The organism is Actinotalea ferrariae CF5-4, assembly GCF_000603945.1.
GTDB lineage: Bacteria > Actinomycetota > Actinomycetes > Actinomycetales > Cellulomonadaceae > Actinotalea > Actinotalea ferrariae.
Genome location: NZ_AXCW01000139.1, coordinates 1 through 11037, shown reverse-complemented (window position 1 = coordinate 11037; position 11037 = coordinate 1). Strand labels below are relative to the sequence as shown.

12 protein-coding genes and 1 pseudogene are annotated in these 11037 nt (G+C 75.6%); 3 read left to right on the top strand and 10 right to left on the bottom strand.

The features are described from left to right. Window positions 1–155 precede the first annotated feature (155 nt). The gene (locus N866_RS12345; RefSeq protein ID WP_052022993.1) at window positions 156–1853 is read left to right on the top strand and encodes a GAF domain-containing sensor histidine kinase; all 1698 of its coding nucleotides are present in this window, start codon (window positions 156–158) and stop codon (window positions 1851–1853) included. Between the two features lie 58 nt (window positions 1854–1911). Here N866_RS12345 and N866_RS12340 read toward each other — a convergent pair whose 3' ends face one another. The 9 genes from N866_RS12340 to N866_RS12300 all read right to left on the bottom strand — a co-directional run bounded on the left by N866_RS12340 (window position 1912) and on the right by N866_RS12300 (window position 9436). Continuing rightward, window positions 1912–2535 carry a response regulator gene (locus N866_RS12340; protein ID WP_034226766.1) on the bottom strand — a complete coding sequence of 208 codons (624 nt, stop codon included), beginning with the start codon at window positions 2533–2535 and terminating at the stop codon, window positions 1912–1914. Between the two features lie 61 nt (window positions 2536–2596). Beyond that, complete coding sequence (gene mutM / locus N866_RS12335) at window positions 2597–3601, bottom strand: bifunctional DNA-formamidopyrimidine glycosylase/DNA-(apurinic or apyrimidinic site) lyase (protein ID WP_052022992.1); 1005 nt, start codon at window positions 3599–3601, stop codon at window positions 2597–2599. A 1-nt stretch (window position 3602) separates the two neighbouring features. Continuing rightward, window positions 3603–4310: a ribonuclease III gene (rnc, locus tag N866_RS12330; protein ID WP_034226761.1), complete on the bottom strand. Its 708-nt coding sequence runs from the start codon at window positions 4308–4310 to the stop codon at window positions 3603–3605. A 34-nt stretch (window positions 4311–4344) separates the two neighbouring features. Continuing rightward, window positions 4345–4542: a 50S ribosomal protein L32 gene (gene rpmF, locus N866_RS12325; protein ID WP_034226760.1), complete on the bottom strand. Its 198-nt coding sequence runs from the start codon at window positions 4540–4542 to the stop codon at window positions 4345–4347. Window positions 4543–4544: 2 nt separating this feature from the next. Continuing rightward, the gene (locus tag N866_RS12320) at window positions 4545–5129 is read right to left on the bottom strand and encodes a YceD family protein (protein ID WP_034226759.1); all 585 of its coding nucleotides are present in this window, start codon (window positions 5127–5129) and stop codon (window positions 4545–4547) included. A gap of 152 nt (window positions 5130–5281) precedes the next feature. Next, window positions 5282–5812, bottom strand: a complete 531-nt coding sequence (locus N866_RS12315; protein ID WP_034226758.1) for a hypothetical protein — start codon at window positions 5810–5812, stop codon at window positions 5282–5284. After that, entirely contained in the window at window positions 5809–6408 is a 600-nt protein-coding gene (coaD, locus tag N866_RS12310) for a pantetheine-phosphate adenylyltransferase (RefSeq protein WP_281173245.1), read from the bottom strand. Before coaD ends, N866_RS12315 begins: the two co-directional genes overlap by 4 nt. Further along, window positions 6405–7031, bottom strand: a complete 627-nt coding sequence (gene rsmD, locus N866_RS12305; protein ID WP_034226757.1) for a 16S rRNA (guanine(966)-N(2))-methyltransferase RsmD — start codon at window positions 7029–7031, stop codon at window positions 6405–6407. The genes coaD and rsmD overlap by 4 nt, the downstream gene beginning before the upstream one ends. Window positions 7032–7078: 47 nt before the next feature. Beyond that, window positions 7079–9436, bottom strand: coding sequence for an ATP-dependent DNA helicase RecG (locus tag N866_RS12300; RefSeq protein ID WP_081802612.1), 2358 nt, complete (start codon window positions 9434–9436; stop codon window positions 7079–7081). A gap of 285 nt (window positions 9437–9721) precedes the next feature. Between N866_RS12300 and rpmB the strand changes: the two genes are divergently transcribed. Further along, on the top strand, window positions 9722–9913 hold the full coding sequence (gene rpmB, locus N866_RS12295; RefSeq protein ID WP_034226762.1) for a 50S ribosomal protein L28: 192 nt from the start codon (window positions 9722–9724) through the stop codon (window positions 9911–9913). Between the two features lie 175 nt (window positions 9914–10088). Then, window positions 10089–10619: a GNAT family N-acetyltransferase gene (locus tag N866_RS12290; RefSeq protein ID WP_034226756.1), complete on the top strand. Its 531-nt coding sequence runs from the start codon at window positions 10089–10091 to the stop codon at window positions 10617–10619. A gap of 40 nt (window positions 10620–10659) precedes the next feature. Here N866_RS12290 and N866_RS21400 read toward each other — a convergent pair. Beyond that, window positions 10660–11037, bottom strand: a pseudogene (locus N866_RS21400) (thiamine-phosphate kinase); the annotation flags it as partial.

Genomic DNA, 11037 nt, shown 5'->3' with positions numbered 1-11037 from the left:
GCTCCGTCGTCCGGCGAGCCGCGCGGTACCGTGCCCTCACGGGGTCCCGCGGCCCCCGTCCGGGGCTGACGGCCCGCCGCCCGCCCTGGCGGCAGCCGCCCCCCGCACCCGACCCGGACGTCCGTACGGCCGGCCCCGACGCAGCAGGAGGCACCATGACGGCGCCGTCGACCCAGCGGCACACCGGCTCCGTGGCGGCGGCCGAGCTGCTCCAGGCCGCCCTCAACCTCGCGTCCAGCCTGGACCTGCCCAGCGTCCTGCAGCGCTTCGTCGCCGCCAGCACCGAGCTCACCGGCGCGCGGTACGGCGCCATCAACGTGCTGGACGCCCGCGGCCGCTCCACCACGTTCGTGCACACGGGCATGGAGGAGCGGCTCGCCGCGATGCTCGGGCGCGGGCCGCACGCCGTCGGCGTCCTGGGCGCCATCCCCACCCGCGGGACGCTCCGGCTGGGCGACCTCATGGAGCACCCGAGCTTCCGCGGCTTCCCTGCCAACCACCCGCCCATGGGCTCCTTCCTCGGCACGGCCGTCCGGGTGCGCGACCGCGTCTACGGGTACCTGTACCTGTCGGAGAAGGAGGGCGGCTTCACCGACGACGACGACGAGGTCGTCCTCACCCTCGGCGCGGCCGCGGCGGTCGCCATCCAGAACGCGCAGATGTACGCCGAGGCCGAGCACCGCGAGCACTGGCTGCAGGCGGGCCAGATGATCACCACGATGCTGCTCTCCGGCGCCGAGGAGGAGGACGTCCTCGCGGAGATCGCGTCCTCCTCGCGCGAGGTCGCCCGGGCGGACACGGCGGCGCTGGTGCTCCCCGGCGTCGACGACACCTGGGTGATGGAGATCGTCGACGGCGTCGGCGAGGACGAGCTCGTCGGCACGGTCATGCCGCCGGACGGTCGCGCCCGGACGGTGCTGCGCGACGGGAACGGCCTCGTCGTGGACTCGCTCTCCCGCTCGCGGGCGATGCGCGTGGACGCGCTGCGGCAGTTCGGCCCCGCGATGTACGCCCCGATGCAGGCGGACGGCCGCGGGGTGGGCGTGCTGGTGCTGCTCCGCCGCGTCGGCTCGACGCCGTTCGAGCCGACGGACCTGACGACGGCCGAGGCCTACGCGGGCCAGGCGGCGCTGGCGCTCGTGCTCGCGGAGGCACGGCACGCGCAGGACGTGGCGGCCCTCCTCGACGAGCGCGAACGCATCGCGCGCGACCTGCACGACCTCGCCATCCAGCAGCTCTTCGCGACCGGCATGCAGCTGGAGACGGTACGCCGCCGAGCCGCCCGCGGTGTCGACCCCGCCGAGCTGGCCGGGATCGTCGAGGAGGCCCTGGACAACGTCGACTCGACCGTCAAGCAGATCCGCTCGATCGTGCACGCCCTGCGGGACCCCGACGCCGCCGCACCGCTGGCCGAGCGGCTGCGCCGCGAGGCCTCGCTCGCCCGCACCGGCCTCGGCTTCGCGCCCTCGCTGCTCATCACGGTGGACGGGCGGGTGCTGGACTCCCCGGACAGCCTCGAGGGGGACGCCACGGCCCTGGACGAGCGCGTCGGCGAGGACCTGTCCGACGACGTCGTCGCCGTCGTCCGGGAGGGTCTGGCCAACGCCGCGCGGCATGCCCGGGCGGCGTCCGTCGCGGTCCGGGTGGAGCTGCACGGGCTGGCACCGACCGGTCGCGTCGTCGTGGAGGTCGAGGACGACGGGGCCGGGCTGCCCCCGGAGCGCGAGCGCCGCTCGGGCACGGACAACCTCGCGGCCCGGTCGCGGCGGCACGGCGGCACGTTCGTGCTGGGCGCCGGGGCCGACGGCGGGACGCTGCTCACCTGGCAGGCACCGCTCCCGGGCCGCCACTGACGCAGCCCGGCCGCGACGGCGACCGTCACGCGGTCGCCGGCCGTTCCCGCGGGCGGGGTCAGTCGTGCTCGGGCTTCCAGGAGCTGCGCTTGTGGCCCGCGACCCACGCGGCCGCCTGGGTGCGGCGCTGCAGCCCCATCTTGGACAGCAGCGACGTGATGTGGTTCTTGACCGTCTTCTCGGCGACGCCGAGGCGCTCGGCGATCTCCCGGTTCGACATGCCCTCGCCGATGAGGTCGAGCACCTTGCGCTCGCTCGGCGTCAGGTCCGCCGTGGGGTCGTCGTGGCCGGCGCGGCGGCGCGTGACCGTGCGCTCGTCCAGCAGGGTGCGCCCGGCGGCCACGGAGCGGACCACGTCCGCGATCTCCGCGCCGCGGACCGTCTTGAGCACGTAGGCGGCCGCACCGGCCTCCAGCGCCGCCGCGAGGGCGTCGTCGTCGTCGAACGACGTGAGGACGATCGCGCGCGTGTCGGGCAGCGCCGTGCGGACGGCGCGGAGGATGTCGATCCCCGTCCCGTCGGGCAGCTGCAGGTCGACGAGCATGACCTGGGGGCGCACGAGCGTCGCGCGGCGCACGCCCTCGGCCACGGTGCCGGCCTCGGCGACGACGGTCATCCCGTCGGCGCGGTCGATCACCTCCGCGATGCCGCGCCTGACCACCTCGTGGTCGTCGACGATCATCACGGCGATGTCAGCGGGGCGCCCGGTCGCGGGCGGGACGTTGGCTACCACGGGGTCGATCCTAGGCAGTGAAGGGCCCGGTTCGCCGCGTGCGGTCCGGACGGCGCGCCGCGGAGGCCCGGACGCCCCTTCCACGGGGCCGCGGCTGGCAGCGCGGGCAGCGGAACGAGGACCGGTTCATGAAGGGCTCCCGGACCACGACGGCGCCGCACCGGGTGCAGGGGCGGCCCTCCTGCCCGTACACCGCCAGGGACCGGTCGAAGTACCCCGACGCCCCGTTGACGTTCACGTAGAGGGCGTCGAAGCTCGTCCCGCCCACGCGCAGGGCCTCCGTCATGACGGCCGCCGCGGCGTCGAGCAGCGCGCCGACCGCCGCCGGTCGCAGGGCATCGGTCGGGCGGGCGTAGTGCAGCCGTGCCCGCCACAGGGCCTCGTCGGCGTAGATGTTCCCGACGCCCGAGACGAGCGTCTGGTCCAGGAGGGCCCGCTTGACGTCCGTCCGGCGGCCCCGGAGGCGCGCGACGAGCGCCGGACGGTCCAGCGCCGGGTCCAGGAGGTCCCGGGCGATGTGCGCCACCGGCTCGGGGACCGCCGGCACGGCGCTGCCGTGGCCCCCCGGCGCACCGTCGACGGTCGGCACGAGGTCCACGACGGTCAGGTGGCCGAACGTCCGCTGGTCCACGAAGTCCAGGACCAGGGGCCCGTCGTGGGCGGTCGCCGCCAGGTGGAGCCGGGCGCGCAGGTGGGGGTGCTCCAGAGGCGGCGTCACCGCGTCGCGGACGAGGAGCTGGCCGCTCATCCCGAGGTGCGCCAGCAGGGCCTCTCCGGCGTCGGCGCCCTCCTCCGGCCCGCGGTCCGGCCGGTCGAGCAGGAGCCAGAGGAACTTGCCGCGGCGGACGGCCGCCGACAGGCTCCGCCCGGTCAGGCGCCCGGTGAACTCCCCCACGGAGCCTTCCTGGCGGCGGACGGCGGAGTCACGGCGCACCTCGACGGACTCCACCCGGCGGCCCAGCACGTGGCGGGCCAGTCCGTCCCGGACGGTCTCGACCTCGGGCAGCTCGGGCACGTCAGGCGTCGTCGGCGGGGGCGACCAGAGCCTGCAGGGAGCGGTAGGCGTCCGCCGCGGCCTCCTGCTCGGCGAGCTTCTTCGCCGTGCCGGTACCGGTGCCGCGGACCTCGCCGTCCAGCAGGATCCGCGCCGTGAACCGCCGCGCGTGGTCGGGACCCTCGCTGTCGCAGAGGTACTCCGGCACGCCCAGGTCGAGCCGGGCGGCGATCTCCTGGAGGGAGGTCTTCCAGTCCAGGCCCGCCCCGAGGTCGGCGGCGACCTCCAGCGTCGCGTCCACGAGGCGCTCGACGACGCCGCGCGCGACCTCAAGGCCGTGGGTCAGGTAGACCGCCCCGAACAGTGCCTCGAGCGTGTCGGACAGGATCGAGTCCTTCTCGCGCCCACCCGTGGCGAGCTCCCCCTTGCCCAGGAGGAGGTAGCCGCCCAGCTCGAGCTCGCGCGCGATCGCGGCGAGCGAGCGCTGCGAGACCGTGGCGGCACGCATCTTGGCCAGGTCGCCCTCGGACAGGTCCGGGTGCCGGCGGTAGAGGGCCTCGGTCACGACGAGCCCGAGCACGGTGTCCCCGAGGAACTCGAGCCGCTCGTTGGTCGGGACGCCGCCCGCCTCGTGCGCGAACGAGCGGTGGGTGAGCGCCAGCACGAGAAGCTCGGGGTCCAGGTGGACCCCGAGCTTCTCGACGAGCCGGGTCGCGGGTTCCGCGGTCATGGTCGTCGACCGGTCACCGGCGCGCCGCAGCGGCTCAGCGGGCCTCGTGCTCGCTGCGCAGCGCCTCGGCGTACTGGCGGCCGTTGTAGTTGCCGCAGGACGGGCACGCGACGTGCGGCATGGTGGCCGCCTTGCAGCGCGGGCACGTGGTGAGCGTCGTGGCAGTGGTCTTCCACTGCGACCGACGCGCACGGGTGTTGCTGCGCGACATCTTGCGCTTCGGAACAGCCACGATCAGCTCTCTTTCGGGTCGTCGAACAAGGTCTTCATGCGCTCGAGCTCGGACCACCGGGGGTCCAGCACCTCGTGCGTGTGGTCGGCGTTCTCCGGGTCCGCCAGCCGCGCCCCGCACTGCGGGCACAGGCCCGGGCAGTCCGCGGAGCAGACAGGACGGAACGGTAGCGCAGGCACCACCGCATCCCGGACCGCGGGCTCGACGTCGAGGAGTTCGCCCTCGAGCTCACGGACCTCGTCCTCGTCGTCACCGGTCTCCACCGCGACACGGGCACGGTCCGGGTAGTACCAGAGCTCCTGGAGCGGCACCTCGACGTCGGCCGAGGTCTCCTCCAGGCAGCGCACGCACTCCCCGACCGCCCGGCCACGGACGGTGCCCGAGACGAGGATCCCCTCCATGACGGACTCGAGCCTCAGGTCGAGGTCGAGGTCGTCGCCGGCGGGGACGCCGATCACGGCGGTACCGAGGTCCTCGGGCGCGGGGACGGTCCGCTGGAGCGTCCGCATGGTCCCCGGGCGCCGCGCGAGCTCGTGGGTGTCGAGCACGTACGGGGAACGGGGGTCGGCGGTGATGGGGCGCTCCACGGCGTCGGTCCGGATCGAGGGAACTCGGTCCACGCCATGAGCGGCAGGACCAGCGGTCGATCCTACGGCATCCGGACGGGCCGCCCAAACGCGCCTGCCGGTGCCGATGCACCCGTCGGAGGCCGTCGGAGCCGTTCGAGACGCTGCCGGGCTCAGTCGTCCGGCGACCCGGGGTCCAGCTCCAGGCGGCCGGCCAGCTTGGCCCGGCCGGCCTGCACCTGGGCGAGGACCTTCCCCAGGTCGATCTCGAAGTCCGCGAGCCGCCGGTCGCAGTAGTCGTCCGCGTCGCGGCGCAGGCCCGCCGCCGTGCGCTCCGCCTCGGCCAGGATCTCCTCGGCCCGGCGGTGCGCGGCCCGCACGACCTCCTCCTCGCCCACGAGCTCCGCCGCCCGCGCGCGCGCCGCCTCCACGACCTCCTCGGCCTGCCGCCGGCCCTCGGCGAGGACGGCGTCGGCGTCGGCGAGGACCTCGTCCGCCTGCGCGAGCTGGCCCGGCAGGATCGACCGCGCCTGGGCCAGCAGGTCGAGCAGCTCGGCGCGGTTCACCAGCACCGACGACGACATGGGCATGGCACGCGCCTGGCCGACCGCCTGCTCGAGGGCGTCGAGCACGCCCGTCAGGCCCTCGGGGCGCCGCCGCTCGTCGTCGCCCGGGTGCCCCTCGGCCGGTCCGTTCTGCGTCATCGCGGTGCCCTCCTGTCCCCGTCGGTGCTGCCGACCGGACCGAGGTGGCCCAGGTCGGCCAGCCGTGCCAGCACAGCGCCCGTCACCCCCGGCGGCACGAGGTCGTCGATCCGCCCGCCGTGCCGGGCCACGTCCTTGACCAGGGAGGAGGCGATGTGGGCGACCGACCGGTCGGCCGGCAGGAAGACGGTCTCGACGCCCGTGAGGTGGCGGTTCATGAGCGCCATCGGCAGCTCCGCGTCGTAGTCCGCGCCCCCGCGCAGGCCCTTCACCAGGGCGGTCGCCCCGACGGAGCGGCAGAAGTCCACCAGGAGTCCGGGGACGACCTCCACCCGGACGTTGGGCAGGTCGGCGACCGCCGCACGGGCCAGCTCGACCCGGGTGGGGGCGTCCAGCAGGGCGCTCTTGGAGGCGTTGGTGGCCACGGCGACGACGACCTGGCCGAACAGCCTGGCCGCCCGGCCGATGACGTCGAGGTGGCCCAGCGTCACGGGGTCGTAGGAGCCTGGGCAGACCGCGACCCCGGCCGCTGCGGCCCCGTCCGCCCCGAGAGGAGGGAAGGGCCCGGTGGGGTCGTTCACGCCGTCACTGCTCACGTCGTCACTGTAGGCCCGCGGACCTCGCGCGGGGCGGGCTCCGCCGCGGCTCCGGAGGCGGTGTCGACCGGACGGTCGGCCGTGGCGAACCACAGCACCGTCTCCCCGTACCGCCGGTCCCCCGTCGGTTCGATGCCGCCCGGCCACCTCGGCTCGGGGGTCCGGGCGTCCCGCTCCACCACGACGACGGCGCCGTGGGCCAGGTGGGGCACGAGGGCGGCCAGGACCTCGGCCAGGTCGTCGTCGGGCAGGTCGTAGGGCGGGTCGAGGAACGCGACGTCGACGCGCCCCAGGGCCCCCGGGCGCCGCAGGTACGCCAGCACCTTCTCGGCCACCACCTGGACACCGGGCAGACCGAGCGTGGACGCGTTGTGCCGGCACACCTGCGCGGCCGCGCGCGCGGACTCCACGAGCACCACCTCGGTGGCGCCACGGCTGGCCGCCTCCAGACCGAGGGCGCCGGAGCCGGCGTAGAGGTCGAGCACACCGGCACCGTCGAGCACCCCGGCGTGCTCCAGTCGCGAGAACAGCGCCTCCCGCACGCGGTCGCTCGTCGGCCGGGTCCCACGCGGCGGCACCCGCAGGGTCCGCCCACCCGCCGCGCCGGCCACGATCCTCGTCACCGGGCCAGGCTAGCCACGGACGGCCGGGATGCCGGACCCGGGCGGTCTCAGCTCCGCTCGAGGAACTCCTCGCGGTCCGGCCCGAGCCACCGGTCGATGGCACGGCGCAGCTCCGGCCAGCGGTCCAGCGACGGGTCGGCGTCGACGAGGCGGAGAGCGTCCTGGCGCGCCTCGGCGATGAGGTCGGCGTCCTCGAGGACCCGGAGCAGCCGCAGCGAGCTGCCGCGACCGGACTGCGAGGCACCCAGCACGTCGCCCTCCCGGCGCAGCCTCAGGTCGGCGTCGGCGAGCCGGAAGCCGTCCGTCGTCGCGGCGAGGATCTCCGTGCGCGCGGCGGCGGCGGTCCCGGGCGCCGCGGACGACACCAGGAGGCACAGCCCGGGGTCGCTCCCCCGGCCGACGCGACCGCGCAGCTGGTGCAGCTGCGACAGTCCGAAGCGGTCCGCGTCCATGACGACCATGACGGTCGCCTCGGGGACGTCGACCCCGACCTCGACCACCGTGGTCGAGACGAGGACCGGCACCTCGCCGCTCGCGAAGCGCGCCATGGCCTCGTCCTTCTCGGCGGCACCGAGCCGGCCGTGCATGATCCCCACCGGGACACCGGCGAGCGAGGGGTGGGCACGCAGCTCCTCCGCCACGTCCAGGACCGCGCGCAGCGGTCGCGGCTCGTCCGGCGGCGGCACGAAGCCCTCGGCCGTCATGAGCCGGAGGAACTCGCGGTCGGTCGCCTCGGGGTCCGCGCTGGCGCGGGTCGGCGCGGGCTGCCAGGCCAGACCGGCCGCGTCGGTCACGAGGTCGGCCGCGTCCGTCCCGTCCTGGCCCGCGCCGTCGTCGGGGCTGATCCGCGGGCACACCACGTACACGCGTCGACCGGCGTCCACCTCCTCGCGCACCCGCCGCCAGGTGCGCTCCATCCAGGCGTGGTTGTCCGCCGGGACCACGTGCGTCGTCACGCCGGGCCGGCCCGCCGGGATCTCGGCCAGGGTGGAGGTCTCGAGGTCGCCGAAGACCGTCATCGCGACCGTCCGCGGGATCGGTGTCGCCGTCATCACCAGCAGGTGCGGCGTCGGTCCCTCGTCGCGGGTCCGCAGCGCGTCACGCTGCTCGACGCCGAACCGGTGCTGCTCGTCCACCACGACGAGACCGAGGTCCGCGAAGCGCACCTTCGGCCCGAGGAGGGCGTGCGTGCCGACGACGATCCCCGCGCGCCCCGAGGCCGCGTCCAGCAGCGCCTCCCGCCGCGCCGCCGCCCCGAGCGAGCCGGTCAGCAGCGTCACGCGGGTCGCCGTCTCCGCCCCGCCCAGCAGCCCGTCCTCGGCGAGCGGCCCGAGCAGCGCCCGCACCGTCCGCGCGTGCTGCGCGGCGAGCACCTCCGTGGGGGCGAGGAGGGCCGCCTGGCCGCCGGAGTCGACCACCTGGAGCATGGCCCGGAGCGCGACGAGGGTCTTGCCCGAGCCCACCTCGCCCTGCAGGAGTCGCTGCATGGGGCGCGGCTGCGCGAGGTCGTGCGCGATCGTCCCGCCCACGTCCACCTGGCCCGCGGTGAGCGTGAAGGGCAGCCGCCGGTCGAACGCCGCCAGCAGGCTCGACGCCGCGTCGGCCGCCCCCGGCCGCGCGACGGCGTCCTGCTCGGCGATCGTGCGACGCCGTCGGGCGAGGGCGGCCTGCAGGACGAGGGCCTCCTCGTACCGCATGCGGTCACGGCCCCGCAGGTACTGCCCCTCGTCGGCCGGGTCGTGCAGCTCCGACAGGGTGCGGTACCGGTCGGCGAGCCCGCGGGCGGCGCGGATCTCCTCCGGGACCGGGTCCGGCACGTCCTCGGCCCGCACGGCACCCAGCACGGTGCGGACCGCCTTGCGGATGCGCCACGTCGGCAGCGCCGACGACGCGGGGTAGAACGGGATGGGACGGCTCGACTCGTGCAGCGCGGCCGCCTCGTCGTCGACGTCGACGCCGACGACCTGGTAGTCGGGGTGCGTCAGCTCGTAGGAGCCGCGGTAGGCCTTGACGCGCCCGCCGAACACACCGACACGACCGACCGCCAGGCGCCGCTGGTGGTGCTCGAGCGTGCGGGTGGAGCGGGCGAAGAACGCCAGGAGCATCTCCCGGACACCGTCCGTGATCGTGACGTGCAGCAGCGCACCGCCCCGCTGCGTGCGGCGCAGCGAGACCGCGGCGACCCGCGCCATGACGGTGACGTCCTCACCGACGGTGAGCGAGCGCATGTCGGTCAGCTCCCCGGGCAGCACGTATCGGCGGGGCAGGTGCAGGAGCACGTCACCCACGGTTCGCAGGCCGAGCTTCTCCAGCTCCTTGGCGGTGCGGTCGCCCACGAGACGGCGCGCGGGCGAGTCCAGCAGCGGGACGTCCTCGGGGAGGTCGCGCGGCAGCGCCGTGGTCATCCACCCACCTCCCGGTCGTCCTGGCCCCGCCCACGGGGCACGTCGGTGGCCCGTCACGGCGCCGCAGGCCATCATGCCCTCGAGCGCCGACACGGCCCTCGTTTGGGGCTGCACCGCGGATCGGCTACCCTGACGAGGTTGCCCGGACACGTCCGGGCACGTCGGCGCTGTCCGCCGACCACCGCGGCCGCGCCGCCGGGGGTCGCGGCCGGCCGCCGCCCACCGAACACGCTGAGCCGCCCTCCGCACGGAGCCTGCGGCATGCTCGACGATCAGGAGAAGAACGTGGCTGCCAACTGCGACGTCTGCGGCAAGGGCCCGGGCTTCGGGCACAGCATCTCGCACTCCCACCGCCGCACCAAGCGTCGCTGGAACCCGAACATCCAGCGGGTGCGTGCCGTTGTGGCCGGCGCCCCGAAGCGCGTCCACGTGTGCACCTCGTGCCTCAAGGCCGGCAAGGTCCAGCGCAGCGCCTGAGCGTCCCGCGGCCGGCCGGGCCGCCTCGCCCCGCACCGGGGCCCCGCACGACAGGAGCCCGCAGAGCCCACGCTCTGCGGGCTCCGGCGTGTCCGGGGACGGTGCCCGGTCAAAGAGACGACCAAGACGAGGGCAACAACTGGATCGGTGCGCCCGGGGATGGCATGGTGTGGCCATGGTTGACGACGTGGGGGAAGCGGTGGTCCGACCGGCGACGGTCGACGACGCCGAGCAGATCGCAGCGGTGCACATCGCCTCCTGGCGCGAGGCCTACGCCGGGGCGGTCCCGGACGACTACCTCGCCGGCCTCGACCAGGGCGACCGCGCCGAGGCATGGCGCAGCCAGCTCGGGGACGCCGAGCGCAACGACCTTCGGGTGTGGGTCGCCGAGGACCCGGTGGACGGTCGCGTCGTCGGGTTCTCCTCGCTCGGGCCCAGCCGGGACGAGGACGCGGAGCGCACGACGTTGGAGATCCACACGATCTACCTCGAGCCCGCCGCCTGGGGCCAGGGCGTCGCCCGGCGCCTCATGCGGACGATGCTCGAGGAGGTGCCGGACGGCGCCCGCGTCACCCTCTGGGTCCTCGCGAGCAACGACCGCGCCGCGCACTTCTACCGACGGCACGGCCTGGTCCCGGACGGGGTCGAGCGCCTGAGCACCTACGGGGACGAGCAGCTCCCCGAGGTCCGCTACGTGCGGGGCTGATCCCGCACGCCCGGCGTGACGGGCCGCCGTCGGCGGTCGGTCAGCGGCGGAAGTGGTCCCACCCGACGGTCCCCTCCGGCGCCCGTCCGTCGACGAGGACGCCCGCCTCGTGGCCGTCCCGGGGCAGGACCGTCCCGATCCGGCGGAACGGCGGGGGCAGCGTCGCAGCGGCCGGGAACGTCGCGAGCAGCCCGTGGTCCTCACCGCCGGTGAGCACCCACGCCCGCGGGTCGGCCCCGAGGGCCGCGGCGACCGGGCCGACCGCGTCCAGGTCGACGGCGACGGTGGTGGCGGGGTCGTCCAGGTCGATCCGCACCCCGGAGGCCCGGGCGAGCCGTCCGGCGTCGCGCAGCAGGCCGTCGCTGACGTCGAGCATCGCGCTCGCCCCGGCACGGGCGGCCGCCGGGCCCGCGTCGAG

What these genes read in the sequence shown, in the direction of transcription:
- rnc (WP_034226761.1), bottom strand. Translation starts at nt 4,310, where the DNA reads ATGACCGCGGAACCCGCGACCCGGCTCGTCGAGAAGCTCGGGGTCCAC.
- N866_RS12290 (WP_034226756.1), top strand. Translation starts at nt 10,089, where the DNA reads ATGGTTGACGACGTGGGGGAAGCGGTGGTCCGACCGGCGACGGTCGAC.
- N866_RS12315 (WP_034226758.1), bottom strand. Translation starts at nt 5,812, where the DNA reads ATGACGCAGAACGGACCGGCCGAGGGGCACCCGGGCGACGACGAGCGG.
- N866_RS12340 (WP_034226766.1), bottom strand. Translation starts at nt 2,535, where the DNA reads ATGATCGTCGACGACCACGAGGTGGTCAGGCGCGGCATCGCGGAGGTG.
- N866_RS12300 (WP_081802612.1), bottom strand. Translation starts at nt 9,436, where the DNA reads ATGACCACGGCGCTGCCGCGCGACCTCCCCGAGGACGTCCCGCTGCTG.
- N866_RS12345 (WP_052022993.1), top strand. Translation starts at nt 156, where the DNA reads ATGACGGCGCCGTCGACCCAGCGGCACACCGGCTCCGTGGCGGCGGCC.